This is a genomic window from Salinicola halimionae, assembly GCF_003206065.1.
Lineage (GTDB): Bacteria > Pseudomonadota > Gammaproteobacteria > Pseudomonadales > Halomonadaceae > Salinicola > Salinicola halimionae.
In genome coordinates this window covers 588,322-613,985 of record NZ_PZJQ01000004.1, presented here as the reverse complement: position 1 = coordinate 613,985, position 25,664 = coordinate 588,322, and the positions used below count along the sequence as shown (strand labels likewise).

The following is a 25,664-nucleotide window of genomic DNA, read 5'->3' as shown; positions in this document are numbered from 1 at the left end:
CACACACGGTTTCAGCCAGCGCCAACGCGCTGGCCACAGGAACGTCGTGCCTGCCGAGCGGGATCTCGGACGCAGGGAGCGACTCCAGGGTCGATTCAAGGGACGACTCAAAGGACATTCCAATGAGCCATATCAATTACACTCAAGCCAGACCCAGCAAGGCGTCAATAGCGACCGAGATTACGGTCATGTTGCTGCTTGCCACGCTGGTTCTGCTATTGGTGACACACCTGCCGGGCGAGGTTTTTCATCCAGGCTCGAAGAGCTTCATCTTCGCCGTGGGCTTGATAGGCGCCTGGCGCTACTCATGGTGGTTCGTGCAGGCGTTACGTTCGGTCTGGTACAACCGCCGGATGTTCCCGCGGCTGCGCGCCGAGGCCGATGCCGTCGGTGCCACCGAGACGCCGGACGCGCTCTATATCCTGTGCACCTCGTTTCGCATCGATACCGAGGTCACATTCGCCGTTTACGACGCCCTGATCCGCGATGCCGCCGATTACAACGTACCGACCACGCTATTTGCCGCCATTGCCGATCGCAGCGACGTCGACATCATCGATCAGGTCATGGAAGAACACGGCTGGCCCGATAACATCAGCGTGCGCTACATGTTTCAGAAAGGGGACGGCAAGCGTTCAGCCATGGCCGAAGTGCTGCGTGCCATCTCTCGCTGCATGCCAACCCATCGTTCGCTGCTGGTCAGCATGGATGGAGACATCCGCATTCAACCCGGCACGCTGGAACGCTCACTGTCATTTTTTCTGGCCAAAGACGATCTAGGTGCGATTACCACCAATAACAACGCGGTGGTGATCGGCAATGACGTGACCAAGGAGTGGTATGACCTGCGTTACGCGCAACGCCACCTGGTCATGAGTTCGACCTCGGTTTCCGAACGACTGCTGGTATTGACCGGTCGCTACAGCGCCTTTCGAGCCGATATCGCCACCGAACCGGAATTCATCGACCTGGTCGAGAGCGATCACGTCGATCACTGGCGCTTTGGCAACTTCAAGTTTCTTTCCGGGGATGACAAGTCGACCTGGTTCTGGCTGCTCAAGCATCGCTGGAAAATGCTCTACATCCCCGATGTCATCGTGACCGGTTTCGAGGAGTTACCCGAGCGTCGACGATTCTTTAAATCGACGCAGGATCTGATGCGCCGCTGGTTCGGCAACATGCTGCGCACCAATGGTCGCGCCATCGCGCTGGGTCCGAGCCGCATGGGCTGGTTTACCTGGTGGAGTCTCGTCGATCAGCGCCTTTCCATGTGGACCACGCTGATTGGCCCGACCATCGCGGTGATGCTGACGCTGTTCGTACGTCCATCATTTATCTTCGCCTACCTGTTGTGGATCGTGATGACGCGCGGCATTACCAGCTTGGTACTGGCGTGGCAGCGGGGGCGCTGGAGTGCGCTTTGGGTGCCGATGCTCTACTACAACCAGCTCAGCGGCGCAATTCTCAAGACCTGGGTCAGTTTCCGCTTCAATCGTCAGACCTGGTCTCGCCAGGGGATTTCCGCCGGCGAACCGGATGACCCTCGCGCAGCCCGTCGTCAGCGCCTCGGCGGCCATCTTATTCACGCGCTCTACTTCGGCATTCTGGTATTCGTTCTGGCCATTTTCGGCGGAATCATGGCACCGGCAGATCGTCTTTCGGTAGCGGCAATGGTCGGTGCGCAGCCGGAGGCGGCCGATGAGGACAATGCCAGCGATAACCGCTGGCTGGCGCTAACGCTGGCCGATGCGCCGGAAGATGGCAGCATCCATCTACCTGCCGGCGACTATCGGCTCGACGCAAGCTTTGAGGACGACGTCGCGGCGCTGGATAGGATTCGCGGCGCCAGCCTTCACGGCTATGGCGATCCAGACCACCCGACGAGGCTGCAGATCGGCCCCGGCCTGTCTACGCAGATCACGTCAGGAGACACCACGCTCGCCAGCGCCGGCCGGTTGCAGTGTGAAGCACAGCAACCGTGCCAGCTTCAGGTCGGCGGTCACGATATTCGGCTAACGGATCTATCGCTGGTACTGGGCGAAAGCCACAAGGACGAGAAAGCGCTGGCCATGAACCGCCAGTAAGCCAGGGAACACCAAGGAGATTTCATCATGTCAGATCACTTCAACAATTCGGACAACGACAACGATTCGCAGCACGATCCGGACCAGCTGCGCCACGAGCGCCGCGACGAACGTCACCACGTTCGTGTCGAAATGCCCTTCAACGTGCGCCTGGGCGATGACCGCGTGGTCAAGGGTCATGACCTCTCGATAGGCGGTTTTTCCGCAGAGACGTCGATGCATCTTGAGCGTCATCGCGAGATTCCGGTTGCGCTGATGCTCACAGCCAGCGGCGTCGAGTTGGCACTCTCAGCCATGGCGCGCCCACTGCGCGATATCGGCGAAGGCCGACGCCAGCGCATCGCGTTCGAATTCACCCAGATGGACACCCGCCAGCGCGACATCCTGCGACGAGTGATTCGCGCTCAGATGAGCGGACGCCACGTCAGCCTCGACGGTCTGGTCGATCAGCAAGACGCTCAGACGCCGCGCAAACGGCGCGCAAACGTGGCGACTCCCGCCACCAAACCCAAGCGTCGCATTCCGATGTTCCGCTATCTGGCTCTGCTGGTCGCAGCAGGCGTATTGACCGCCGCCGTGGCCGCGACGGTCTACCGCAACGTCTTTTTGATCGAGCCGAGCTTTGCCGCAGTGACCGCACCGCGTACGGACATTCTGGCGCCGGGCGCCGGCCAGCTGAAGGATCTCGACCTCAAGGCCGGCGACAAGGTCGAGCGCGATCAGCCGCTGATCGACGTCAACAACGCCGAGCTGCAGAACGATCTGCTGCTGTCTCAGGCCTCGTTCGACTACAACAAGCGCCTGATCGATAACCTGCAGAAGAGTCTCGACAATCCCGGCGGCGCCAAGGTCAGTGTGGCAACGTCCTCCAATCCGGCGGAGGGTGAGCTGGGCTACGAGACGCTGTCACCGAAGATCGCCAAGACACGTGTCGAGCAGTTCGAAACCGCGCGGGACTACGAAAGCTCACGCATCGACGCCTACAAATCGCGGGTTTCCGCCAACACCATCTACAGCCCGTGTGAGTGTGAAGTGGCATGGGCACTCAGCGCCGCCGGCGGTACCTACGTCAACGAAGGCGACCGGGTAATGACGCTGGTCAGCACCAGCAACAACGACATCATGGTCGAGGCGCTGGTGCACATGGATGACATCGGCGATATCGAAAACCATCAGAAGGCCTACATCGCCCTGCCCAACGCCTCGGAGCCGATTCCCGCCCGCGTGCGCAGCGTCGCGCTGGATGTCGAGCGTCAGCCGCGTGCCGGCTTCCCGGACTGGGTCCGCCAACAGCAGAACGTGGCGAGCGTTCTACTGGTGCCGGAAAAGCCGCTGCCCGCCAGTGCCGTGGGAACGCCGGTCGACGTTCGTTTTACCGAAGCGCCGATGCTCGACACCGCCGCCGAATGGACTTATCAGGCCGGGCGCGCCATGGCTCAAGGCGTTCAGTCGTTATGGGGGCGCGCGTCCGAGGGCATGAAAAGCGCGATGAATTGAGCCATTGCCGGCCGTGTTCAATCAGCACGGTTGACCAAACCGCACCTTCTAGATTGGCAAGCACGGTTCAATCGAAAAGCACGGCTCGACCGGAAAGCACGTCGGAGCCCGATCTCGAAACGGACATCGCCAAGGAGACGATCATGACGTTATCCACACTCGGTAAAACTCGACACTCCCTGATTCGCCCGCTGAGCGCGGCCGTTCTGACCGCCGGCGCATTGACGCTGGCTTCCCTCCCCGCGCAGGCCGCGAGCAGCAGTTCGCTGACCCAGCCTCAGGTCGCGGCCTGCTCGACGCGTTATGCGCCGGTACAGACGATGGCCATGAGCGCGAATGCAAAATCCGACCCCAAAGCATGGGTCAAGGACGGCCTCGGCGGCCAGCGCCGCTGGGGTGAACAGAATCTACGGATACTCGACAGTGCCGAAAGTGGCCTCGATGCTCCGGCGCTGCGTGTCAATTATCCCGAGGGAACTTCCTCGCCCAGCGACGCCGAAGAAGGCGGCGCCGGCTTCGTGATGCCGGCGCCGGCGCTGCGTCAGGCCGATCGTGCCTGCCTGCGTTATCAGGTGCGCTTTCCGGCCGGGTTCGATTTCGTCAAGGGTGGCAAGTTGCCGGGGCTCTATGGCGGCGATGGTCCTACCGGCGGCGATGAGGTCACCGGCAAGAATGGTTTCTCGATGCGCTTCATGTGGCGCAAGCAGGGTCAGGGCGAACTTTATGAATACGTCGTCAACAAGGACAGCGACTACGGCGAATCGGTCGGCCGCGGCCGCTGGCTTTTCACGCCGGGCCAGTGGATGACCGTAGAAGAGGAAATCGTGCTCAACGATCCCGCTCAGGAAAACGGCGTTGCCCGCGTCTGGATCAATGGGCAACCGACGCTCGAGCAACAGGGCATCGTCTATCGCACCACGGACGACGTGCATATCGACGGGCTGATGTTCTCGACCTTCTTCGGCGGCCACGGCAGTGACTGGCGGACCCCGCGAGATCAGTCCGTCGATTTTGCCGACTTCACTCTGATGACCCCTAAGGGGTGATTCATCCTCTCGACAGGGAGTCGATTCTCATGAACCGGACGTCATCCGCAGGCCGATTCGGCCTGCATCACCGCTTCAGGCTGCTGTTGGGTCTCGCAACTTTCAGTCTGGCGCTGTCGGTTCAGGCCGCTCAGTCGTCCCAGACAGACGAGGCCGCTCCGGCAGACAAGACCGCTGCCACAGATCCGACGATGAGCTACGCCCAGCGCCAGAAACTCGATCTGTCCGAGTACACGGTCACCGATCCCGATGCGTCCTATTTCGACGTCAAGGCACGGATGGCGATGCTGCAACGTACCGACAACGATCTGCTGCAGTACAACCGCGATCAGCTCAAGCACGGCCCCAGCTGCCGTCAGGAGCTGTCCAAGCCGCCGCTGGACAGTGTGATCCGGATCCCCGGCTATTATCCACAACCCAAGGCCTGGGAACTGGCTTCCGAGCCGCTGTTCGATTTCGAGGACACCGTATCGAATCTAGCCGGTTCGTATGTCGCCTCCGGAGACGATTACTACGCCGACTGCCTGGTTCAGTTTCTGGACAAGTGGGCGACGCAAGATGCGCTGAGCCAGTTCTACTACAACCGCCTCGAGCCTCAGGGCTGGTACTCGACGGAATCGATGATGTTTGCTGCCGCAATGTCTTATTCGATCGTGCGCCCCGCGGTGGCGGCCAAACGTCCGGAGGCGATCGAGCGAATCAATCATTGGCTCAACACGCTGGCCCACAAACATTCGTCCATCCGCGGTGGTGACCCGAGCTGTTGCAATAACCACTTCTACCGCCGAGCCCTATACGCCAGCATGATCGGCGTTCTGACGGATGACGACGAGCTGTTCCAGTTCGGCATCAGCGCCATCTATTCGGCACTCAACGATCTGACGCCGCGTGGCGCTCTACCGCATGAAATGGCGCGTGGCAGACGTGCCAGCCACTATCAGAACTATGCATTGCTCTATCTAGTCAACATCATGCAGGTGGCCTCTCGCCAGGGTTACGACCTGTTCGACTTCGAGTATCACGGCCACACCATCGACGATGCCGTTCAGTTCGCGCTGGATACCTTCGACGATCCGGCCGCACTGGGTGACATGGCAACGCATGCGCAGTACTACGGCTTTCTCGATGACGAGCAGTATCTCGCCTGGATGGAGATCTATCTCAGTCATCGCAGCGACTCGCGAGTTTCTCACTACGTCAGCCAGAAACGCCCCATCGACAATCGCAGTGCCGGGGGCTACGTCACCTTCTATTTCATGAACCCCAAGGCCCAGTCCCGTGCCTTGCGGGAGCCCGATGAGAAAGAGCTCGCGACTTTCGAGCCCGACGCCTGAGCATCATATCTGAACGCCGGTATTTGAATACCGACACCCGAAACCCGTGCCGATGCTCGCTATCGGCAGGATAGCTCACGCGACAGTGGCGACACTCGGGCTCGAAAAACGACGACTCATGGCCCGCTTCAGGGACGAATGACGGGCCTGACCCAAAAGGAGAGATTCACATGACGACGACTCGCAACTCGATTCGTAACGCACTACCAGTGACACTAAGCCGCCCGGGCAACCGCCTTCTGCTGGGCCTCGCCTCGGTAATCATGCTCACCGCCTGCGCGGGTCAGAGCAGCTATCAGACGCAGCCGATTGCCGCCCAGGACCGAGAGCTGTTCGCGCATCACTACATCGAATCGATGCCCTCTACCGATTGGAACCGCGTGGAATATATTCGCGGCCTAGAGGCCAAGGGCGAGAGCCTCAAGGCTATCGAGCTGCTCAAGCCGATGGCGAGAACCCACCCTGAAGCCAGCTACGAACTCGCGCGAATTTATGACGATGGCGATGGCGTACCCCGCGATCCAACGTTGGCTGCGCACTACTACCGCCAGGCCGTTCCCTACGACTTCAGCGGCCTCGACAATGCATCATTGAAGCTGGGCCGACTCTATCGCACCGGCGATGGCGTCATGCGCGACCCGGCTTTGGCGTGGAATCTGTTCCATCAGGCCATCGATCACGATGGCAACCCCAGCGCACGTATCGAAGTCGCCGAGATGCAGCTGGCCGGCGAAGGCGTCCCTCGCGATGTCGATGCCGCGAGAGAACAGCTCGAGCAGGCAGCGGCACTGAACGAGCCCCGCGCCTTGCAGGCATTAGCCGAAAACACCGCTACCGGTGGCGCGTTCGACAGCAACCCGGGCCAGTCTCACGCCTATGCCGAGCGTTATGCTCAGGCAATGACACCGCGTGCCCAGGGTGGCGATGTGGGTGCCATGCTCGCCTTGTCGCGACTCTACGCCGAGGACGGCTTGCTGCCGCAACCGGAGCGCCAGCGGCAATGGTTGAGTCAAGCCGCCGACAGCGGCGACCCGCAAGCGCTGGCCGCTGCCGGGCGTTTGCTGGTCAAGCAGCGGGATCCCGCCAAAGGCCTGGACATGCTTCAGCGTGCCGCGGGATCCGGCAACGTCGATGCCGCCTACTGGTTAGGCCAAGCCTATCTAGGTGAAGGCCGGGTCACGCCCAATCCGAGCCTTGCCGAAAAGTGGCTGACGAATGCCGCCGAGCGAGGCCAGCTCGACGCCGCTCGAAGCCTGGGCCAGGCCTACCTGGTGGGCGACGTGCTGCCAGCGAATCCCCAGCGTGGCATCCAGCTACTGGAAAGCGCAGCGCAAAAGAACGACGCCTATGCGCTCGCGCTACTGGGTAACGTCTACCTGGACGGTGACAAGGTTCAAGCGCAGCCGCAGCGCGGCGTCGAATATCTCGAACGTGCCTACAAGCTGGGGCATCCCTATGCCACGGCACGTCTGGGTGAAGCTTATCTCAAGGGAGAAGGCACACCGGCTGATCCGGTGAGAGGAGTGTCACTGCTGAGCGAGGCGGCCAAACAACAGCAGAGCGGCGCCGCCCGAACTCTGGGGATCGCTTACATGGATGGCGTCGGTCTCCAACGCGATCCCGCCAAGGCCCAGCAGTGGCTGAGCCAGGCCGTCGAGCAGAATTCCGAAGACACGACTTCCAAGACGCGACTCGGCCAAGGATATATCGAGGGTAAGCTGCCCGGTTCCAGCCAACAGGGCGTCAAGCTACTCGAGGAGGCCGCCAATCAGGGCGATGCCTATGCCATGGTCGTACTCGGCCGCGCCTATCGCGACGGCACCGGTGTGCCGCCGGATCTGAGCCGATCCGAGCTCTGGCTACAACGTGCCGCTCGCGCCGGCCACCCCTCTGCCCGGCAGGCGCTGGCACGCACCTATCGTGCCAGCGGCGAGCAAGGCAATGTCGATGATCTGATTCGCGCAGCCCAGATGGGCCAAGTACCTGCCATGGCGGATCTCGGCCGCGCCTACCTGCGCGGTGAGGGTGTACGAGCCAACTATGCCAGCGCCCGAAAATGGCTCACGCGCGCCGCCGATGAAGGCCATCCGGGCGCGACTGCTTCGTTAGGCAGGATGTACGCCGAAGGCTTGGGCGTCGGGGCCAACAAGTCGCGTGCCGCCAGCTATTTCGAACGCGCGGTTGCCGCAGGCCATGTTGGCGCCAAAGCCGATCTCGGCCAAATGCTGCTGAGCGGCGATGGGGTTTCCGCCGACCCGCAACGCGGCGTCAGACTGCTGACCCAGGCTGCCAACGCCGGGCATGGCTCGGCTGGCGTCACCCTCGGCGAAGCGTATCTCAACGGCAATGGCGTCGCCGAGGACCCTGAGCGCGGTGTGCGCTATCTCACTCAGGCAGCGCAACGCGACGACGACAACGCCCAACGTCTGCTCGGGCAATCCTATCTCGAAGGCAATGGCGTCAGCCAGGATGCGGATCAAGCCGTCGAATGGCTGTCCCGCGCGGCCGACAACGGTAACGTCTCCGCCCAGGCATCTTTAGGCGCAGCCTATCTCGAGGGGCAAGGCGGCATCACGCAAGATATCGCACGAGGTAAGCAGCTACTCACGGCGGCGGCCGACACCGGTCATGCTGGTGCTGAAGCGACGCTGGGCCGCGCCTATCTGAGCGGCGACGTACTCCCCCGCGATACTCATAAGGGCGCCGAGTTGCTGGTCGATGCCGCGCGCCAAGGGCATCAGTCCGCCAGCCTCTCGCTGGCCCAGGCCTTTCTGCAGACTCGTGGCGTCGAGTTCGTCAATCAGCAGCAGGCGATGATCTGGCTGGACGGTGTCATGGAAGGGAATAGCAAGACCGCGATCGAAACCCTGCAGGATCTGCTCGAAGACCCGGAGGTCGCCTCTGCCGCGGGCGATGCTTCTTCGACATGATCCGCCACCTTCGCAGCCATTGCCGCCGCGTTCTGACATTCGTGTTCACATCGCTGGCGCTGTCGCTCTTGCCGCCAGCGGCATGGGCCAAATCGATAATCCCCGAGGCCGCGACAAATGTCGCGGCCTCGGCCGTCATTCACAAGGCCGCCCTCGAGCTGCACACTCCGCTCTACAGCGTCACGGACAAAACGCAGCTGCCGGCCAGTGGTAATCCGCACGACTATTTCAGCTTCGCGCCCTACTGGTGGCCGGATCCGGACTGCCCAGAAGGGCTCCCCTACGAACGGCGCGACGGCGAATACAACCAGGCAACACGGGGAGACGCGACCGACAAGCAGCGCCTGATCGATTTCACCGATACGGTCAACACGTTGTCATGGCGCTATCGTCTCACCGACGACAGCGAATATGCTCAGCGTGCCGTCACTCAGCTACGCCATTGGTTCATCACGTCCGAGACCCGAATGGCACCGAACCTGCTCTACGCCCAGGCCATACCGGGGCGAATCGACGGCCGCGGCATCGGACTCATCGAAAGCCGTCTGCTGATCGAGCTTGCACAGTCGATCCGTCGGCTCGAGCCAGCACCGGCGATGACGGTGGAAACACTGCAAGGGCTGAAACAGTGGTATAGCGATTATCTGGACTGGATGCTGACCAGTAAGAATGGGCAGGACGAACATGCCAAACGCAACAACCACGGCACCTGGTACGACGCTCAGATCGTGGCGTTCGCCAGATTCGTCGATCGTCAGGCACTGGCCGGGCGTCAGTTGCATAGCGCATCGCATCGGATAGCGACGCAGATCGCAGAAGGCGGAGCCCAGCCGCTGGAGTTGGCGCGCACTCGGCCGTGGCATTACGTCAATTTCAATCTCGAGGCCTGGTCGACACTCCTCGAGGAGTCATCGACACTCGGCCTGCGCTGGCCCGACAGTGACGCGGATCGAGAACGCCTCGCTGCGGCCTATCGCTGGATTGCCGAGCGTGCGGCCAATCCCCACGCTTGGCCGTATCGGGAGCTGCACGGCTTCCACCCCGCCATCGCGCTGCCTAATCTGGTGATGGCACAGCGTCATCACCTACTCGATGATGATCATCGCGCCGGCGTCCTCGTGAACAAATGGACACGAACGGAAGATTTGGTTTCCAAACCCACCTCGCTACTGTCACTGACGATGCCAGACCCTCAGTGATGACGCCCCCAAACGACACGACCCGCTGCTTTTGGCAGCGGGTCGTGTCATCAGGCTCATGTTATCGCTTCGTGCTGAAAGCGCTGGCGATCAGTCGAACGGGTTACGCAGCACGATCGTCTCATTACGGTCGGGGCCGGTGGAGATGATATCGATCGGCGTTCCCACTTCTTTTTCGAGAAAAGTGATGTAGGCGCGCGCGTTGGCCGGCAGGTCGTCGATGCTCCGAATCCCGATGGTCGAGTCATCCCAACCCGGCAGATCGTGATAGAGCGGCTCGATCACCTCATAGCCTTCGGAATCCACCGGATTGTCGATAGTCTCTCCATCCTTGCTGCGATAACCCACGCAGACACGAATGTTCTCGAGGCCATCGAGCACGTCGAGCTTGGTCAGACAGATGCCGGAAACAGAGTTGATCTGCACCGCGTGACGCAATGCCACCGCATCGAACCAGCCGCAGCGTCGGGCACGCCCGGTAGTCGCGCCAAACTCATGGCCTTTCTCAGCCAGATGACGACCGAACTCATCGAACAGTTCGGTGGGGAAAGGACCAGAACCAACACGCGTGGTGTAAGCCTTGGTGATACCCAGCACGTAATCAAGATAGAGCGGACCGACGCCGGAACCGGTGGCCGTGCCGCCGGCCGTGGTATTGGAACTGGTGACGTAGGGATAGGTACCGTGATCGATATCCAGCAGCGAGCCCTGGGCGCCTTCGAACAGGATATTTTCGCCGGATTTACGAATATCGTGGACCAGCGAGACCGTATCGCAGACCATCGGCCGCAGCTCTTCGGCAAACGCCATCGCCTGATCCAGCACTTCCTGGAAGTCGACCGCGGGCTCACCGTGATAGCGAGTCAGCACGAAGTTGTGATAATCGAGCACTTCACCCAACTTGGAGGCGAAGCGCTCGCGGTGCAACATGTCACCCAGGCGCAATCCGCGGCGGGCAACCTTGTCTTCGTAGGCAGGCCCGATACCGCGACCGGTCGTGCCGATCTTGGCGATGCCCCGCGCCTTCTCGCGCGCCTGATCGAGGCGAACGTGATAAGGCAGGATGAGCGGACAGGCCGGCGATAGACGCAAACGTTCGCGCACCGGCACGCCTTTGGCCTCCAGCTCCTTGATCTCCTCCATCAGCGCTTCCGGCGACAGCACTACGCCGTTGCCGATCACGCAGATATTGTCGTCACGTAACACGCCGGAAGGAATCAGGTGCAGGACGGTCTTGTGGCCGTCGATTACCAAAGTATGGCCGGCATTGTGACCACCCTGGAATCGCACGACCGCACTGGCGGACTCGGTCAGCAGATCAACGACCTTGCCCTTGCCTTCGTCGCCCCACTGAGTACCCAATACGACTACGTTCTTGCCCATTGCTCTCGTCTCTTGATCAACCCGTCGCGAACTCGTCATTCATCGCGATCCGTTTTCGGTACCGGCATCGGCCCCTGACCGACGTCAGCCTAGTTCAGCGGCTCTATACGCCATTCGTCCGCTTGGCGTACCAAGTGACGATTGCAGCGATGCGCCTCCGGGCCAGTATTCTGGCCGGGCAGCGCCTGGATCACGCGCTCGCCCTGATCCCTCAGGCGATTGATGGCGTCATTGAGCGCAGCATCTTCTTCACTGGGCGCCCAGACACCGTCCGTTGGCGGTTCCCGCTCAGCCAGCGTCGCCAGCTGCTTGAGGTCCATGGAAAATCCGGTGGCCGGTCGAGCCCGGCCGAACGCCTGCCCCGTATCATCGTAGCGTCCACCCTTGCTCAGGGCCTGACCATAGCCAGGCACGTAAGCGGCGAACACCATCCCGGTGTGATACTGGTAGCCTCTAAGCTCGGCCAGGTCGAAGTAGAGCGACACCTCGGGATGCTCGGCAACGACGCCGCGATGCAGCCGCACCAGCTGCTCCAGCGCTTCCCGCACGGCACTCGGAGCCTCGGCCAACGCCAATCGGGCATGTTCGAGAATCTCCGCCCCGCCGTGCAACCGCGGCAGCTCGCTGAGCATGCGGGCCAACTTGGGGTCTTCGACGTTGGCCGCGACCAGCTCGTCGACGACAATGAACGCCTTGCGCTCGATGGCATCGAACAATGACCTTTCGACATCGGCGCGCCAGTCCGCGGCACGCACCAGCTCGCGATAGATCGCGATGTGACTCAATGCCAGATGAACCTTGCTCGCCCCCGCCGCTTCGAGACTGGACAGCGCCAGCCGCAGCACCTCGATATCGGCCTCCAGGCCGGCGTGGCCGAACAGTTCGACACCGACCTGCATCGGACTCCGACCGCCCTGATGCTTGTCCGCCTGAGCCCGCAGCACCGTGGTGCAGTAGCACAGACGCACCGGCCCCTGGCGCTTCAGCGAGTGGGCATCCATTCGCGAGACCTGAGGGGTCACATCGGCGCTGGCGCCCATCATTCGGCCGGTAAGCTGGTCGGTCAACTTGAATGTCTGCAAGTCGAGATCGGTGCCAGTGCCGGTCAGCAGCGAGTCGAGGAACTCGACCGGTGGCGGCATGACCAAGTCATAACCCCAGCGGTCGTACAGGTCGAGCAGCGTCCGACGCAACTCCTCCATCCGGGTCGCTTGCGGCGGCAATACTTCATCCATGCCGTCGGGTAGCAACCAGCGGTCAGCGATCGTCATGAGCCTATCCTGCCCAGCGGTAATTCGGTAATGATTGGAAGGCGAGCTTCCGCCGTACCATCCCATGATAGCCGCAGCTGAAAGCCGCGCCGTGCAGCCTGCTCCCGGACAGTAACGATGACGCGCAGGAGCGGGCCGCACGAATACATTCCGCACAAAAAAGCCGGGCGAGACCCGGCTATATAATGGTATCACGAAACGCCCGCAGGGAAATCCCGCGGGCGTTCGATTTCCTATGCTCTGAAACCCTTCCTCAAGGAGAGGTCGCCTCCGCCGGCGTCGGGTTTTTCAGGTAACGGAAGAAGTCGCTGTTATCCGGACTCAGGACCAACAGATCCTTGCCTTCGCCACTGAAGCTGTCGCGGTAGGCCTGCATGGAACGGTAAAACGAGAAGAAATCCGGGGCCTGCTGGTAAGCGCCGGCATAGATTTTCGCCGCCTGCGCATCACCCTCGCCGCGGGTGGTTTCTGCTTGCTGACGACCACTGGCCAAAATTTCCTGGCGCTGACGGTCGGCATCGGCACGAATCGCTTCGGCCTGCTGAGACCCCTCTGCCCGATAGGTTCGCGCTGCCTGCTCCCGCTCGGAATTCATGCGCTCGTAGACGGCCTGAGTCACTTCGGGGGGCAGCTCGATTCGCTTGACGCGAATATCGAGGATATGAACCCCCAACTCATCGCGCATCGCCTGATCGAGCTGCTGTACCGGCTCGACCATCAGCTCTTCACGGGCTCCCTCGACGGTGTCGGCGCCCTTGTCCTTGCCCGGCAGCTCCTTGTCATCGCTCTCGGCAGCGATTCGCTCCTGGATGATCGAGGACATCTCGGTCTGACCGAACTTGTTACGCAAGGCTTCGTCGGTTCGCGGCGCAATCAGGTTTTCGGCAACCTGAATATCTCCCCGCGTGGCCTCGTAGAACTGCTGCGGATCGGCAATTTTCCATTTAACGAAAGAATCGACGATGACCGCCTTGGAGTCGGCCGTCAGGTAGCGTGTCGCACTGGAATCGACCGTCTGCACACGCACATCGAAGATGCGCACCGTGTTGAACACCGGCAGCTTGAAGTGCAGACCGGGGCCGATATCGTTTTCGATCACTTCACCAAACCGCAGTTTGATGGCACGTTCGGTTTCATTGACGACATAGAAGCTGGCACTGGCAAACCATGCCAACAGTGCCAGAACGATGACCCCAATCAGGGCGCGATTGTTAAACATTAGCGACCCTCCCGCAGGCTGGAACTACGCGTCGGCTGCTGCGAGCCGCTATTCATGTGATCGACGACCTGTCGTGATATCTGTTCGAGCTGCTGCATGTTCATCGACGAGGAATCGCTTTTGCTGCTGTTGCCCCCTGCCTGCATCTGATTGAGCGGCAGTACGGTCACACCGTTGCCGTCGCCCAGATCGACGAGCGCCTTGGGTGTCTTGCTGAGCACCTGGCTCATGGTTTCCAGATAGAGACGCTCACGCGTCACATCCGGCGCCTGCTGATATTCACCCAGCAGCGAATTGAAGCGATTGGTCTGCCCCGTCGCATCAGCAACTGAAGCTGCCTTGTAGCCATCGGCTTCCTCGATCAGGCGCCGCTGCTGACCCTTGGCCTCGAGCACGACGGCCTGACTGTAAGCATTGGCCTGGTTGATCGAGCGCTGACGCTCTTCCCGGGCACGAATGACATCATCGAAAGCATTCTGGACCTGATCCGGCGGCGCGGTCGACTCGACGTTGACCGTCTGCAATCGCAGGCCAGTCCCGTAGGCATCCATGTAAGCCGTCAGACGCTCGAAGACTCGCTGCCCCAGCCGATCACGACCTGTGGTCAGGATCTCCTGAAGATGCATGTTGCCGACTTCCTGACGCAACGCGGAGTCCATGGCATTCTGCAGCGTCATCTCAGGCTCGTTGACGTTGACCAGAAAGGCGTGTGAATCGCTCACCACATATTGTGCCGAGACACTCACATGAACGATGTTTTCATCGCTGGTCAGCATCGAATCCGTCTGCGTTGCAGACCGAATGCTGGTCACGTTGACGTTATCCACGCGATCGATGATCGGCGGATTCCAGTGCAGACCGGGTGTCAGGGTGTCGGTGTACTTACCGAGCCGGAAAACCACACCTCGCTCGGACTGATCGATCAGATGGAAACCGGACCCGGCCCAGATCACGAGTGCAACGATCAATACCAGGATCGGCAACATGAAAGGATTGCGTTTGCCGCCGTCGGACCCATCGCCACCGGACCCACCGCCCGAACTGGAACGCTTGCCGCGGCCGCCCAGCATGCGATTGATCTTGTCCTGAAACTTCTTCAGGGCCTCATCGAGGTCCGGCGGACCTTGATTCTTTCCGCCGTTGTTGCCATCGCCGTTTTTGCCATCATTACCACTCGGGCGTCGGCCCCCACCGCCACCCCAGGGGTCCTGTTGGTTGTTGCCACCACCAGGCTCATTCCAAGCCATACCTAGTCTCCAATGATGCAGTCAAAGCGTTGCGTCAGGCCAAAGCGTTACGCATGGCATCGGGAGCCGCCGTGGCGGTGCACTGGCGTGCAAAAGGTCAGTTCGAACTGATGTCGAATCGCTCTTGGCCTGCATCTCCGGGCCTGATCGTCAGGCCACGAAGCTCCCCTGCGTAGTTTTCCTCGCCTCAGACCTGCTCCCAATCGGCAACCGGCGTCTTTTCCGAGGCGGGCAAGTAATCATCGGCGCGTTCATTCAAGCGAGCCATCATCTGCATAAACTCCCGCCGGGGCAAGCGAATCTCCAGATTCGAGCGGCCGTGCTCGTCGAACGTTTCATTTTGTACGGCTTGCGATTCATGCAGCGCCGCTCGTAGTCGACCTTGCTCGGGCGTCAGCGTCAAGCGGATCTCGAGAATATCCTCGGCCAGCCATTCGCCGAGCGCTTCGCGCAGCAGCTCGAGGCCTTCACCGTCACGGGCCGACAGCCAGACCACCTGCGGGAACCCGTGTCCGTCGCGCTCGATTCGCGGCGACGAGCCCAGCAGGTCGATCTTGTTCATCACCAGCAGCCGCGGTACGTCGTCGGCATCGATTTCGGACAGCACGCTGTCCACCTGCGCGACATTGAGCTCCCGATCCGGATCACCGGCATCGATCACGTGGACGATCAGGCTGGCCTCGGTGGCCTCCTGTAGCGTTGCCCGGAAGGCCTCGACCAGCTTGTGCGGCAGATGCCGGATGAATCCCACTGTGTCCGCCAGCACGACGTCGCCGACGTCCGGCACGTCCAGACGCCGCAGTGTCGGATCGAGCGTCGCGAACAGCTGGTCGGCGGCATACACCTCTGCGGCGGTGATCGCATTGAACAGCGTCGATTTTCCCGCGTTGGTATAGCCCACCAGCGATACACTCGGGATTTCCGCCCTGGCTCTGGCGCGTCGATTTTGATCACGCTGCTTGCGGACCTTCTCGAGGCGCTTGTTGATCGACTTGATCCGGCCGCGCAGCAGGCGCCGGTCGGTTTCCAGCTGCGTCTCGCCCGGGCCACGCAGGCCGATACCGCCCTTCTGCCGTTCGAGGTGGGTCCAGCCACGTACCAGTCGCGTGGACATGTACTCGAGCTGAGCCAGTTCGACCTGGAGCTTGCCTTCGTGGGTGCGCGCGCGTTGCGCGAAAATATCGAGAATCAGCCCCGTTCGATCGAGCACGCGACATTCGAGCGTGCGCTCGATATTGCGCTGCTGAGAGGGAGACAGGGCATGATTGAAAATGACCAGTTCGGCCTTGTGGGTCTCGAGTGCGGCCTTGACCTCTTCGAGTTTGCCACTGCCGATAAAGTAACGAGGGTCGGGGCGGCGCCGACTCCCCTGAATCAGGGAAGCCGACTCCGCCCCGGCAGAGCGCACCAACTCCAGGAGTTCACCCGAGTCTTCGCGCTCCTGCTCGTCCTGGAAGTCCACATGGACCAAAATCGCCGTTTCGCCGGCGTCGGGACGTTCAAAAAACAATCACTACCTCTCGATTAGCTATCGAGTCCGGGCGCAGCGGCGGGATCTTGCGGCGGCAACCGGACATTACGGGACGGTACGACCGTCGAAATGGCGTGTTTGTAAACCATCTGACTGACGGTGTTGCGTAACAGGATGACAAACTGGTCGAACGACTCGATCTGCCCCTGCAACTTGATGCCGTTGACCAGAAAAATGGACACCGGGATGCGCTCCTTGCGCAGAATATTCAGGTATGGATCCTGAAGGGACTGTCCTTTGGACATGTTGCTCTCCCTAATGCTGTTATGAATGGTGCTGTTTTAGTTGGGCGGCGATTCGTTCTGACTCGGCATCACACCGGCGGCATCGCGTGCCGCGAGTATAGGTCTCGACGAAGCCCGCCATTTTACGCTAACTGCCGTGGTCACGCACGATTTTCGCAATCCGCTCGCCGACATCCGACGCACAGCTATCGACCCAGTGCAGATCGGGCCAGCGCCGCAACCAGGTCAGTTGGCGCTTGGCCAACTGGCGGGTGGCGGCGATACCTCGTTCGCGTAGAGCATCTTTACCGTACGCGCCTTCGAGATATTCCCATGCCTGCCGGTAACCGACACTGCGCATAGCCGGCAGTTCCGGATAAAGATCGCCCCGCTGCTTCAATGCCGCCACTTCCGAGATAAATCCATCGGCAAGCATGGCATCGAAGCGCTTCGCGATACGCTCATGCAAAACGTGACGCTCGGCGGGCGCGAGAGCTATGGACAACAGGCGCCAGGGAAAGTTTTCGCGTTGCTGACGTTGCCAGTGTTCGGAGAGCGTCACACCGCTGACGAGATACACTTCCAGCGCTCGAATCAGACGCTGTCGATTCCGTGGGTGAATGGCTTCGGCCGCCTGGGGATCGACCCGGGAGAGCTCCATATGCAGGGCCTCGAAGCCCTCACGCTCGCCACGCTGTCGCAGCCGTTCACGCAACGCCGGATCGGCGCTCGGCATGGAGGCGACGCCTTCGACCAGGCGCTTGGCGTACATCATCGTCCCGCCCACCAGCAGCGGCATTTTGCCGCAGGCAGTGATGGCTTCCATCTCGCGCAGGGCATCGAGACGAAAGTCGGCCGCCGTGTAGACCTCGGCCGGATCGCGAATGTCGATCAGGCGATGCGGCGCTCGCGTCAGCTCTTCAGAGGACGGCTTGGCCGTGCCGATGTCCATGTCGCGATAGACCATCGCGGAATCGACGCTGATCAGCTCGGCGCCGAAACGTTGATGCAATGCAATGGCGTTGTCCGTCTTGCCGGAGGCCGTAGGGCCGAGCAGCAGGATCGCCAGCGGCCGCTCGTCACGCCGCGTTCCGTGCGGCGACGAGGTATCAGAATGTCCGTCGTTCACGTGATCGTCGTCCTCGTTCACTGGCCGCGAAGAAACAGCTTGTCGAGCTGCGGCATCGACATTTCGGTCCAGGTGGGACGGCCATGATTACACTGGCCGCTGCGCTCGGTACGCTCCATGTCGCGCAGCAGCGCGTTCATTTCGGGAATCGTGAGCAGTCGATTGGCACGCACGCTGCCATGGCAAGCCATGGTGCTGAGCAGCTCATTGATACGGGTCTCGAGACGATCGGAACGTCCGAAGCGCTCGAGATCACCGAGCATGTCGCGGACCAACGGTTCGATATCCGCGTCCGCCAGCAGCGCCGGCACCTGGCGTATCAACAACGTCTCGGGGCCAGCGGCGTCAAGCACGACCCCCAGACGGGCAAAGGCGTCGCGCTCCTGTTCGGCGACTTCGGCCTCACCCGCGCTGACCGCCATGGAGACCGGCACCAGTAGCGGCTGCGCGTCGAGCGCGCCGACGTGAATTTGCTGCTTCATGCGTTCGTAGACGATGCGCTCGTGGGCGGCGTGCATATCCACGATGACCATGCCGCGCGCGGTCTGGGCAAGAATGTAGACACCGTGCAGCTGCGCCACAGCGTAGCCCAGCGGTGGCGCCTGGGTATCATCGGCTTGTGTAAGCGTCGTCACCGCCGCCGGTCGTTCCCCGAGCGCCACATCAGCCGCCTCACCACCGGGCGCGCCCGTGCCATCGCCACGCGCGTTGAGCAGCGAGGCCTCGTGATCCGGATGCAGCGCGTGATACCCCGCCATGAATTCGCGGATCCGCTGCGCGGCGGGACGATCCGCCCGCTGTGATTCAGGGCGCGACGAATACGATTCCGCGCCGCCTCCGTGCTGCACGGCCAGCGACATGCGTTGCTGCTGCCAGTCCGAAGTTTCGACATCAGAGCCATCAGGTCCACTCGGCGAGTGATTCGATCCACTCTGCTCAGCGTTTCCGGGCATCCCCGCCGGGTAATCGTCGACGCCTGGCTCGCTGTTGTTGGGTTTCACCGACGCCAACGCGTGATGCAGGCTCGAGAACAGGAAGTCGTGAACCAGCCGGCCGTCGCGAAAGCGCACTTCATGCTTGGTCGGGTGCACGTTAACGTCCACTACCCGCGGATCGAGCTCCAGATAGAGCACGAACACCGGGTGGCGGCCGTGAAACATCACGTCGCGGTAGGCCTGACGAATGGCATGCGCAACCAGTCGATCCCTGACGATACGACCATTGACGAAGAAGTACTGCTGATCGGCCTGCGCCCGCGAATAGGTCGGCTGCCCGACCCAGCCCCACAGCCGCAGCCCCGTGGCCTCCAGATCGACATGCAGCGCCTCGTTCAGGAAACGCTTGCCCAGCATCGCACTGATGCGACGCTCCCGCCCGACCTGGTCGGAGGCAACGCCCGGCAGCTGATGCACGACTTTCTGATTGTGTCGCAGCAGCCAGGTGATATCGAAACGCGACAGTGCCAACCGCCGAAAGGCTTCCTCGACGTGGCCGAACTCGGTCTTCTCGGTGCGGAGAAACTTGCGCCGTGCCGGCGTATTGAAAAACAGATCGCGAATCAGCACCGAGGTACCCCGCGGATGCGGCGCCGGTGTCACCCGGGGCTCCATCTGCCGGCCTTCGGCAACGACACGCCAACCACCGGAAGGATCATCGGCAGCGTTGGAAATCAACTCCAGGCGCGATACCGAGCTGATCGACGCCAGCGCCTCGCCGCGAAACCCCAGACTGGAAACGTCCTCGAGGTCGTCGAGCGAAGCGATCTTGCTGGTGGCGTGACGCGAAAGCGCCAGTGGGAGATCGTCCGCGCCAATGCCGATACCGTCGTCGCGCACCCGAATCAATCGCGAACCGCCCGCCTCGAGTTCGACCTCGATACGTCGGCTGCCAGCGTCGATGGCGTTTTCGACGATCTCCTTGACCACCGAGGCCGGGCGCTCGACGACTTCGCCGGCGGCAATCTGGTTGGCCAGCCGAGGATCGAGAATGCGGATGCGTGGTGACTCGCTGGTCGGCAAATCAGTCATCGGCAACCTCCCCGTTCATTGGCCCGGATCATGGAATGGTCAGCACTTGGCCCACCCGCAGAATATCGCTATCCAGTCCGTTGGCCTGTTTCAGCGCCTTCATGCTGATCCGGTGACTGGATGCCACCTGGGACAGCGTATCGCCCCCCTTCACGCGGTACTCGTTACTGGCGTTGCCGCGGCCCTGATCGCGCCGCCAGGCCAGCAGGCTGGAGGGCGGCGGGTGCTGTCGGAAATGCGCGACGATACCGTCGTAGATTGCCTGGGCCAACTTGGCCTGGTGCGCGGAAGACTTGAGCTGCGCCTCTTCGCGCGGATTGGAAATGAAGCCGGTTTCGACCAGCAGTGACGGAATGTCCGGCGATTTCAGCACCACGAAGCCCGCCTGCTCGACACTGGACTTGTGCAGTTTGTTGATTCGCCCGAGCTGATCGAGCACCTGACCGCCTGTCGCCAGCGAGTCGTTCATTGTCGCGGTCATGGTCAGGTCGAGCAGCACGCCACGCAGCACCTCATCCTTGTCATCGAGGCTGAGACTGCCATCGACACCACCGATCAGATCCGACTGGTTCTCGCTGGCCGCCAGCCAACGCGCGTTTTCCGAGGTCGCTCCACCTTGAGACAAGGCATAGACCGAGCTGCCATAAGGCTGTCTGCTGCGCACGGCGTCGGCGTGAATCGACACGAAGAAATCCGCTTTCTGCTGCCGGGCGATCAGAGTCCGCTGACGCAGGCCGACATAATAGTCGCTGTCTCGGGTCAGAAACGCCTTGAAGCCTGGTGTCTGATCGAAGCGCTGTTTCACCTTGCGGGCGATCTGCAGCACGATATCCTTCTCGTGCGTGCCGTCGGGCCCCGAGGCGCCGGGATCTTCCCCTCCGTGACCGGGATCGACGGCGACGATAATATCGCGCTTGGGATGCGGCTGCGCTTCGGCGGTCGATGCCACCGCCGCGGCCTTCTTCGGATTGCCCTCGGCAACCGCTTCGGTCTGTGCCCGCTTCGCGGCGATTTCCTGATCGCGGATCATTGCCTCGATGGGGTCGATGGGATCCTTGACCGCGCTGGCGCCGGGATAATCGAGATCGAGAACGAAGCGGTCGCTGTACTGCTCGTTGGGCGGCAGGGTAAAGCTCTTGGGAACGACGGCGCGGTCGACATCGAGCACGACACGCAGCCCGCCGCTTTCGCGCACACCGGTCCGCACCTTGGAGATGGCGCTATCGTCCAGTTCGAGCTTGTCGATGTCGAAATCCAGATTGGTATTGTCGAGATCGATAACGACTCGATCGGGATTATCGAGAGTAAAGACATTGGCGTTGACCGGCCCCGACATGTCGAACACGAGCCTGACATGGTCCGGCGCCGACCATAACCGCAGGTTGTCCACCTCGACCGCCTGGGCCTGACCTACGGCACCGAGGCAGCACAGCGAGGTCAGCGCGATCAGCTTCCGGCGTCTGACGTCGACATCCTTGACCCGATCGCCGCCGCGTCGAATCCAACCCGTCAAGAAGGTCACCAGCAGCAGCAGACCTCTGAGAACGCCAGCACGGTATCGCGTCGAGACATCGCACGATGAAGCCGCGTTAGTGGGCGATATCTCTCGAACATCTTTCAGCATTCATCTTCCTTGTGACTGACGGGTACTTCACCACTCATCGAATCGTGCAACTCCACCGGCAGCTTGGCCAGTACGGCGTGCCCACGCTGGCTCCGCGCTCTTGCCAACGCTCGGCGGCCACCAGCAACCACCTCGAGGTGAATCTCAAGATCCGGGGCCGGCAACCAGCCCGCCCCCCGACTGGGCCATTCGATCAGACACAGCGCGTCGCCGCCCAGCATGTCGCGGGCACCGATGAACTCCAGCTCCTCGGGGTCGCCCAGGCGGTAGAGATCAAAATGATAGACACGAGCCGAGGCGGTCTCGTAGGGCTCGACGAGCGTGTAGGTCGGGCTCTTGACCGCACCGACGTGGCCATAGGCCCGCAAGATGCCTCGCGCTAGCGTAGTCTTGCCGGCGCCAAGATCGCCGATCAGGTGAACCTGACCGCGACCGGCCAGCGCCCGACCCAGAGATTCTCCCAAGGCAACCTGGGTGGCTTCGTCGCTAAGAATGATCGGCATGACTCGGAAACGGTTGAGGGTTGGCTAAAGTTCGCGCATAGGATGCCAGATCAGTCGCCAGCAAACCACGCTCGCCGACATCCAAAGCTGCAGCGTCGGCCGCCAGCGCATGAACTAGCACGCCGACCCTCGCGGCGGCGTCAAGCGAGGGCAACTGACCGACGAACCCGGCGATGATGCCGGTCAGGGCATCGCCCATGCCGCCGCTGGCCATGCCGGGATTGCCGAACGGGCAAAGGGTGAGCCGTTCGCCGTCGTAGACCAGCGTGCCCGCACCCTTGAGCACGATCGTGCCGCCCCAGCGCTGATGCAGGGCGATGACGGCACGACGCCGATCCCGCTGCACCTCGGCAGTGGAAATCCCCAGCAGGCGCCCTGCCTCGCCGGGATGCGGCGTCAGAACCCAGTCGTCGCGGCGGTACGGTGTCTCATAGCGCGCCAGCAAATTGAGCGCATCGGCGTCGACCACGCAAGGTTTGCTCGCATCGAGCACGCCTTGCAGCGCAGCTTGGCCCCAGGCGCCGCTACCGATCCCCGGGCCTACGGCGATGACATCGGCGGCCTCGACCATCGGTTCGAGATCCGGCGATCCGCGCACGCCTCGCGCCATGATCTCGGGGAACCGAGTCAGACTGGCCGAGACATGCGCGGCATCGGTAGCAAGGCTGACCTTGCCGGCACCGACCCGCGCCGCCAGCTCGCTGGTCATCAGCGCGGCACCGCCCATGCCGGGAGCGCCGGCGACCACCAGCACATGGCCGTAAGTGCCCTTGTGGCTATTGGGCGAGCGTGGCGGTAGCGCTATTGCCAGATCCTCGCGCGCCTGGCGCCAGGCCACCGGGATGACATCGCCATGGCGCTGCGGGTCCACGCCCAGCGAGGCATAGACGAGCTCCCCGACGACATCGAGCGCCGCGCCGGTATGCAGCCCTAACTTGTCACCGATGAAGGTGATCGTCAGTGTGGCCTTGATCGCGCCCGCTTCGACATGGCCGGTATCGACATCGACACCGGAAGGCACATCGATGGCCAGCACTGGGCAGCCGCTCGCATTGACCTCGGCGATCGCGGCGGCATAGGGCTCGCGAGGGGCGCCATAAGCGCCGGTACCCAGCATCGCGTCGATCATCAGCTCGCCGTCGAGGGTCAGCCCGTCCTCCCACGCCACCGGTTCGACACCGGCTTCCGCCGCCAGCACCGCCGCCCGCCGAGCATTGCCGTCCAGCTCGGCAACCGGCTTGAGTGCGACCAGATCGACCATCAGGCCATCGGCGACGGCCAGCGCCGCGATGACATAACCATCGCCACCATTGTTGCCGCCGCCGCACAGCACGCAGAGGCGACGTACTCGCGGCCAGCGGGCACGCAGCGTGTCATAGGCCGACTCGCCAGCCCGCCGCATCAATGCGAAGCCATCGCCTTCTGCCTCGATGGTTCGCCGATCCAGTTCACGGACCTGATCGGCCAGATAGAGCGGTTGCTGGGAAAAGGCGGACATCGTGGCTCCTCTCGTTTCCTGAAAAGGGTTTCAGATAAGTGACAGCGAAAAGGGCCGTCGATTGCCGGTGATGCCGTTCAGTCTGGCAATGGTTGTCGTTCGGCCGGCGCTCCGCCAGGACTGACGTTCGGCTGAATAGTGGTGTAGGGTAGCGCACCCGACACCCCCATCCTGTGTGCTTCTCTGCGGTATGTCACAACCATCCAGCATCGACGGCAACGAACTCGCCTCACGCATCAAGCAGTGGGGACGTGAACTCGGCTTCCAGGCGATCGGTATTACCGATACCGATCTGCAGACCCATGAGCGCTATCTACAGCGCTGGCTGGAAGCCGGGAATCACGGCGAGATGCACTACATGGCCAAACACGGCAAAAAACGCACGCGGCCGCAGGAGCTGGTGCCCGGAACGCTGAGAGTGATCAGCGCGCGAATGGATTATCTGCCGCCCGAGGTCGAAACCACTAAAGTACTCGGACAACCGCAGAAAGCGTATGTTTCACGCTACGCCCTCGGCCGCGACTATCACAAACTGATCCGCAAGCGTCTCGATCAACTGGCCCGCAGAATCGAGGACGAAGTCGGCGAGATCGGCTACCGCGCCTTCGTCGACTCGGCGCCGGTGATGGAACGCGCCCTGGCGCAAAAAGCAGGGCTCGGCTGGTTCGGCAAGAACGCCATGCTGCTCAACCCCCAGGCAGGTTCGCTGTTCTTTCTCGGCGAGCTGTATACCGATCTGCCGCTACCGGTGGACCCGCCCTTCGAACGCGATCACTGCGGTTCCTGCTCCAGTTGTCAGACGGCCTGCCCGACGAACGCCATCATCGACGACAAGGTGATCGACGCCCGGCGCTGCATCTCGTATCTGACCATCGAGCTCCACGGCAGCATCCCCATTGAGTTTCGCCAGGCCATGGGTAATCGTGTCTACGGCTGCGACGACTGCCAGCTGTTCTGCCCTTTCACCCGCTTCACCCGCGCCAGCATCGAGCCGGATTTCGCGCCGCGCCACGACCTCGACCGGGCCGAGCTGATCGACCTGTTCGCCTGGAGTGAGATCGAATTTCTCAAGCGCACCGAAGGCAGTCCGATCCGACGCATCGGCTATCGGCGCTGGCTGCGCAATCTCGCCATCGGGCTGGGTAATGCGCCCTGGAGCGAGCGCGTCGAGAGCGCGCTGCGGGCTCGTCTCGCCTACCCCTCGGATCTGGTGCGCGAACATGTGCGCTGGGCGCTGGAAGAGCAACGCACCAAGCGCGAGGCGCGTATTGCCAGCGACTGACGCCTTACGATGATCCCAGGCCTGGCGCTTAGCCTGGCAGCTTGAGGAACGTCTCACGGTAATGCTTGAGCTCTGCCAAAGATTCGCGAATATCGTCCAGCGCCTGATGGGTATTCTGCTTGGTGAAGCTGCTCGCCGCCGCCGGATTCCAGCGCTTGGCCAGTTCCTTCAACGTCGAGACATCCAGATTGCGGTAATGAAAGAAATTGTTCAGCGCCGGCATTTCGCGTTCCATGAAGCGTCGATCCTGATGCACGCTGTTACCGCATACCGGCGAGGTACCAGTCTCGACGTAGGTCGCCAGAAACTCGAGCGTCCGACGTTCCGCTTCGGAGGTGTCGGTGGTGCTTTCACGTACCCGCTGGATGAGGCCAGATTCACCGTGAGTCTTCTGATTCCACTCGTCCATGCCCTCGAGCAGCGTGTCCGACTGATGCACGGCCAGCACCGGACCCTCGGCGATCAGGTTCAGATCGCCATCGGTGATCAACGTTGCCACCTCGATGATGCGCTCTCGATCGGGATCGAGTCCGGTCATTTCCAGATCGATCCAGACCAGAAGGTCACGGCGGGCGCTTGAAGTGGATGGGTCAGACATGAACGGCTCCAGGTTGGTGTCGCCCGGCAAGGAACGCG

19 protein-coding genes are annotated in these 25,664 nt (G+C 61.9%); 7 read left to right on the top strand and 12 right to left on the bottom strand.

Translation table 11 applies throughout. The annotated features are described in order from the left end of the window. Positions 1-122: 122 nt before the first annotated feature. The 6 genes from DOM27_RS08690 (at position 123) to DOM27_RS08665 (ending at position 10,090) form a co-directional block, all read left to right on the top strand. A complete protein-coding gene (locus DOM27_RS08690; protein WP_110655636.1) occupies positions 123-2,084 on the top strand; it encodes a glycosyltransferase in 1,962 nt (653 codons plus the stop codon). A 27-nt stretch (positions 2,085-2,111) separates the two neighbouring features. After that, positions 2,112-3,581 carry a PilZ domain-containing protein gene (locus DOM27_RS08685; protein ID WP_110655635.1) on the top strand — a complete coding sequence of 490 codons (1,470 nt, stop codon included), beginning with the start codon at positions 2,112-2,114 and terminating at the stop codon, positions 3,579-3,581. A gap of 143 nt (positions 3,582-3,724) precedes the next feature. After that, positions 3,725-4,627 (top strand): polysaccharide lyase, encoded by a 903-nt coding sequence (locus DOM27_RS08680; RefSeq protein ID WP_110655634.1) that lies wholly within the window; start codon positions 3,725-3,727, stop codon positions 4,625-4,627. 29 nt (positions 4,628-4,656) lie between these two features. Further along, positions 4,657-5,961, top strand: a complete 1,305-nt coding sequence (locus tag DOM27_RS08675; RefSeq protein WP_245392647.1) for an alginate lyase family protein — start codon at positions 4,657-4,659, stop codon at positions 5,959-5,961. A gap of 170 nt (positions 5,962-6,131) precedes the next feature. Further along, positions 6,132-8,891, top strand: coding sequence for an SEL1-like repeat protein (locus DOM27_RS08670; RefSeq protein ID WP_110655633.1), 2,760 nt, complete (start codon positions 6,132-6,134; stop codon positions 8,889-8,891). Beyond that, entirely contained in the window at positions 8,888-10,090 is a 1,203-nt protein-coding gene (locus DOM27_RS08665) for an alginate lyase family protein (protein WP_110655632.1), read from the top strand. Before DOM27_RS08670 ends, DOM27_RS08665 begins: the two co-directional genes overlap by 4 nt. A 90-nt stretch (positions 10,091-10,180) precedes the next feature. Here the strand turns inward: DOM27_RS08665 and DOM27_RS08660 are convergent, their stop codons facing one another. From DOM27_RS08660 to DOM27_RS08610, 11 genes are all read right to left on the bottom strand, one after another. Next, positions 10,181-11,473: an adenylosuccinate synthase gene (locus DOM27_RS08660; RefSeq protein WP_110655631.1), complete on the bottom strand. Its 1,293-nt coding sequence runs from the start codon at positions 11,471-11,473 to the stop codon at positions 10,181-10,183. 89 nt (positions 11,474-11,562) lie between these two features. Further along, the gene (locus tag DOM27_RS08655; protein WP_110655630.1) at positions 11,563-12,744 is read right to left on the bottom strand and encodes an ATP phosphoribosyltransferase regulatory subunit; all 1,182 of its coding nucleotides are present in this window, start codon (positions 12,742-12,744) and stop codon (positions 11,563-11,565) included. 253 nt (positions 12,745-12,997) lie between these two features. Then, complete coding sequence (gene hflC, locus DOM27_RS08650; protein ID WP_110655629.1) at positions 12,998-13,963, bottom strand: protease modulator HflC; 966 nt, start codon at positions 13,961-13,963, stop codon at positions 12,998-13,000. Continuing rightward, positions 13,963-15,210: an FtsH protease activity modulator HflK gene (hflK, locus tag DOM27_RS08645; RefSeq protein WP_110655628.1), complete on the bottom strand. Its 1,248-nt coding sequence runs from the start codon at positions 15,208-15,210 to the stop codon at positions 13,963-13,965. The genes hflC and hflK overlap by 1 nt, the downstream gene beginning before the upstream one ends. A 187-nt stretch (positions 15,211-15,397) precedes the next feature. Then, positions 15,398-16,720, bottom strand: a complete 1,323-nt coding sequence (gene hflX, locus DOM27_RS08640) for a ribosome rescue GTPase HflX (RefSeq protein WP_110655627.1) — start codon at positions 16,718-16,720, stop codon at positions 15,398-15,400. 14 nt (positions 16,721-16,734) lie between these two features. Next, the gene (hfq, locus tag DOM27_RS08635) at positions 16,735-16,986 is read right to left on the bottom strand and encodes an RNA chaperone Hfq (RefSeq protein ID WP_075562615.1); all 252 of its coding nucleotides are present in this window, start codon (positions 16,984-16,986) and stop codon (positions 16,735-16,737) included. A 127-nt stretch (positions 16,987-17,113) separates the two neighbouring features. After that, entirely contained in the window at positions 17,114-18,094 is a 981-nt protein-coding gene (gene miaA, locus DOM27_RS08630; protein ID WP_110656404.1) for a tRNA (adenosine(37)-N6)-dimethylallyltransferase MiaA, read from the bottom strand. 17 nt (positions 18,095-18,111) lie between these two features. After that, a complete protein-coding gene (gene mutL / locus DOM27_RS08625) occupies positions 18,112-20,121 on the bottom strand; it encodes a DNA mismatch repair endonuclease MutL (protein WP_110655626.1) in 2,010 nt (669 codons plus the stop codon). A 28-nt stretch (positions 20,122-20,149) separates the two neighbouring features. Continuing rightward, entirely contained in the window at positions 20,150-21,745 is a 1,596-nt protein-coding gene (locus DOM27_RS08620; protein ID WP_110655625.1) for an N-acetylmuramoyl-L-alanine amidase, read from the bottom strand. After that, positions 21,739-22,248, bottom strand: a complete 510-nt coding sequence (gene tsaE, locus DOM27_RS08615; protein WP_110655624.1) for a tRNA (adenosine(37)-N6)-threonylcarbamoyltransferase complex ATPase subunit type 1 TsaE — start codon at positions 22,246-22,248, stop codon at positions 21,739-21,741. Before tsaE ends, DOM27_RS08620 begins: the two co-directional genes overlap by 7 nt. Further along, complete coding sequence (locus DOM27_RS08610; RefSeq protein WP_110655623.1) at positions 22,232-23,746, bottom strand: NAD(P)H-hydrate dehydratase; 1,515 nt, start codon at positions 23,744-23,746, stop codon at positions 22,232-22,234. Before DOM27_RS08610 ends, tsaE begins: the two co-directional genes overlap by 17 nt. 190 nt (positions 23,747-23,936) lie before the next feature. Between DOM27_RS08610 and queG the strand changes: the two genes are divergently transcribed. Further along, the gene (queG, locus tag DOM27_RS08605; RefSeq protein WP_110655622.1) at positions 23,937-25,028 is read left to right on the top strand and encodes a tRNA epoxyqueuosine(34) reductase QueG; all 1,092 of its coding nucleotides are present in this window, start codon (positions 23,937-23,939) and stop codon (positions 25,026-25,028) included. 28 nt (positions 25,029-25,056) lie between these two features. On the opposite strand, the gene orn is transcribed toward queG, so the two are convergent. Beyond that, the gene (gene orn, locus DOM27_RS08600) at positions 25,057-25,626 is read right to left on the bottom strand and encodes an oligoribonuclease (RefSeq protein WP_110655621.1); all 570 of its coding nucleotides are present in this window, start codon (positions 25,624-25,626) and stop codon (positions 25,057-25,059) included. Between the last annotated feature and the right edge of the window lie 38 nt (positions 25,627-25,664).

What these genes read in the sequence shown, in the direction of transcription:
- DOM27_RS08690 (WP_110655636.1), top strand. Translation starts at nt 123, where the DNA reads ATGAGCCATATCAATTACACTCAAGCCAGACCCAGCAAGGCGTCAATA.
- DOM27_RS08685 (WP_110655635.1), top strand. Translation starts at nt 2,112, where the DNA reads ATGTCAGATCACTTCAACAATTCGGACAACGACAACGATTCGCAGCAC.
- DOM27_RS08680 (WP_110655634.1), top strand. Translation starts at nt 3,725, where the DNA reads ATGACGTTATCCACACTCGGTAAAACTCGACACTCCCTGATTCGCCCG.
- DOM27_RS08675 (WP_245392647.1), top strand. Translation starts at nt 4,657, where the DNA reads ATGAACCGGACGTCATCCGCAGGCCGATTCGGCCTGCATCACCGCTTC.
- DOM27_RS08670 (WP_110655633.1), top strand. Translation starts at nt 6,132, where the DNA reads ATGACGACGACTCGCAACTCGATTCGTAACGCACTACCAGTGACACTA.
- DOM27_RS08665 (WP_110655632.1), top strand. Translation starts at nt 8,888, where the DNA reads ATGATCCGCCACCTTCGCAGCCATTGCCGCCGCGTTCTGACATTCGTG.
- DOM27_RS08660 (WP_110655631.1), bottom strand. Translation starts at nt 11,473, where the DNA reads ATGGGCAAGAACGTAGTCGTATTGGGTACTCAGTGGGGCGACGAAGGC.
- DOM27_RS08655 (WP_110655630.1), bottom strand. Translation starts at nt 12,744, where the DNA reads ATGACGATCGCTGACCGCTGGTTGCTACCCGACGGCATGGATGAAGTA.
- hflC (WP_110655629.1), bottom strand. Translation starts at nt 13,963, where the DNA reads ATGTTTAACAATCGCGCCCTGATTGGGGTCATCGTTCTGGCACTGTTG.
- hflK (WP_110655628.1), bottom strand. Translation starts at nt 15,210, where the DNA reads ATGGCTTGGAATGAGCCTGGTGGTGGCAACAACCAACAGGACCCCTGG.
- hfq (WP_075562615.1), bottom strand. Translation starts at nt 16,986, where the DNA reads ATGTCCAAAGGACAGTCCCTTCAGGATCCATACCTGAATATTCTGCGC.
- mutL (WP_110655626.1), bottom strand. Translation starts at nt 20,121, where the DNA reads ATGACTGATTTGCCGACCAGCGAGTCACCACGCATCCGCATTCTCGAT.
- DOM27_RS08620 (WP_110655625.1), bottom strand. Translation starts at nt 21,745, where the DNA reads ATGCTGAAAGATGTTCGAGAGATATCGCCCACTAACGCGGCTTCATCG.
- tsaE (WP_110655624.1), bottom strand. Translation starts at nt 22,248, where the DNA reads ATGCCGATCATTCTTAGCGACGAAGCCACCCAGGTTGCCTTGGGAGAA.
- DOM27_RS08610 (WP_110655623.1), bottom strand. Translation starts at nt 23,746, where the DNA reads ATGTCCGCCTTTTCCCAGCAACCGCTCTATCTGGCCGATCAGGTCCGT.
- queG (WP_110655622.1), top strand. Translation starts at nt 23,937, where the DNA reads ATGTCACAACCATCCAGCATCGACGGCAACGAACTCGCCTCACGCATC.
- orn (WP_110655621.1), bottom strand. Translation starts at nt 25,626, where the DNA reads ATGTCTGACCCATCCACTTCAAGCGCCCGCCGTGACCTTCTGGTCTGG.